Origin of the sequence: Pseudomonas sp. NPDC088429, from assembly GCF_044753305.1 — a bacterium.
Lineage (GTDB): Bacteria > Pseudomonadota > Gammaproteobacteria > Pseudomonadales > Pseudomonadaceae > Aquipseudomonas > Aquipseudomonas rustica.
The window spans coordinates 1-1,579 of the sequence record NZ_JBIVMX010000168.1 but is presented as its reverse complement, the minus strand read 5'-3'; the positions used below and the strand labels follow the sequence as shown (position 1 = coordinate 1,579).

Annotated in this window: 2 protein-coding genes; both read left to right on the top strand. The window is 58.1% G+C overall.

Annotation, left to right across the window (positions count from 1 at the left end; translation table 11 throughout):
• Positions 1 to 276: peptide chain release factor-like protein (locus ACIP66_RS28720; RefSeq protein WP_400652682.1), on the top strand; the 276-nt coding region annotated here is incomplete at its 5' end.
• A gap of 112 nt (positions 277 to 388) precedes the next feature.
• On the top strand, positions 389 to 1,579 hold a 1,191-nt coding region (lysS, locus tag ACIP66_RS28715; protein ID WP_400652679.1), incomplete at its 3' end, for a lysine--tRNA ligase.

Genomic DNA, 1,579 nt, shown 5'->3' with positions numbered 1-1,579 from the left:
CAGAACGAACGTTCCCAGCACGCCAACAAGGACACCGCCATGAAAATGCTGCGGGCCAAGTTGTACGAGCAGGAAATGCAGAAACGCAACGCCGCATCGCAAGCGCTGGAAGACACCAAGTCCGATATCGGCTGGGGTCACCAGATTCGCTCGTACGTGCTCGATGCGTCGCGGATCAAGGATCTGCGCACCAACATCGAACGCAGCGACTGCGACAAGGTACTCGACGGCGATATCGACGAATACCTGTATGCCAGCCTGAAATCAGGGCTGTAAAAGACGCAATACAGGGCGACTGATTCACCTCGATCCCTGTAGGAGCCAGCCTGCTGGCGATCCCCGGGCCGCAAGGCCCGGAGGCAATGAACCTGATGGAATATCTAAAGACATGAGCGACCAACAACTCGACCCGCAAGCCCTGCAACAGGAAGAAAACTCCCTGATCGCCCTGCGCAAGGAAAAGCTGGCTGCCGAGCGCGCCAAGGGCAACGCCTTCCCGAACGACTTCCGCCGCGAAAACTACTGCGAAGATCTGCAGAAGAAATACGCGGACAAGACCAAGGAAGAGCTGGCAGAGGCTGCAATCCCGGTCAAGGTTGCCGGTCGCATCATGCTCAACCGTGGCTCGTTCATGGTGATTCAGGACATGACCGGTCGCATTCAGGTCTACGTCAACCGTAAAACCCTGTCGGAAGACACCCTGGCCGCGGTGAAAACCTGGGACATGGGCGACATCATTGCCGCCGAAGGCACTCTGGCGCGTTCCGGCAAGGGCGACCTGTACGTTGAAATGACCAGCGTGCGTCTGCTGACCAAGTCGCTGCGCCCGCTGCCGGACAAGCACCACGGCCTGACCGACACTGAGCAACGCTACCGCCAGCGTTACGTTGACCTGATCGTCAATGAAGAAGTGCGCCAGACGTTCCGCGTGCGTTCGCAAGTGATCGCGCACATCCGCAGCTTCCTGATGAAGCGCGACTTCCTCGAAGTCGAAACGCCGATGCTGCAGACCATTCCGGGCGGCGCAGCGGCCAAACCGTTCGAAACCCACCATAACGCGCTGGACATGGAAATGTTCCTGCGTATCGCGCCTGAGCTGTATCTGAAGCGTCTGGTGGTTGGTGGCTTTGAAAAGGTTTTCGAGATCAACCGCAACTTCCGTAACGAAGGCGTATCGACGCGTCACAACCCAGAATTCACCATGTTGGAGTTCTACCAGGCGTACGCCGATTACGAAGACAACATGGACCTGACCGAAGAACTGTTCCGTGAGCTGGCGCAGTTGGTTCTGGGCAGCACCGACGTGCCGTACGGCGACAAGGTGTTCATCTTCGGCGAGCCGTTCGTGCGTCTGTCGGTGTTCGACTCGATCCTCAAGTACAACCCTGAGCTGACTGCCGATGATCTGAACGACCTCGACAAGGCCCGCGCCATCGCCAAGAAGGCCGGCGCCAAGGTGCTGGGCTTCGAAGGTCTGGGCAAGCTGCAGGTGATGAATTACGAAGAACTGGTCGAGCACAAGCTGGAACAGCCGAACTACATCACTCAGTACCCGTTCGAAGTGTCGCGGCTGGCACGT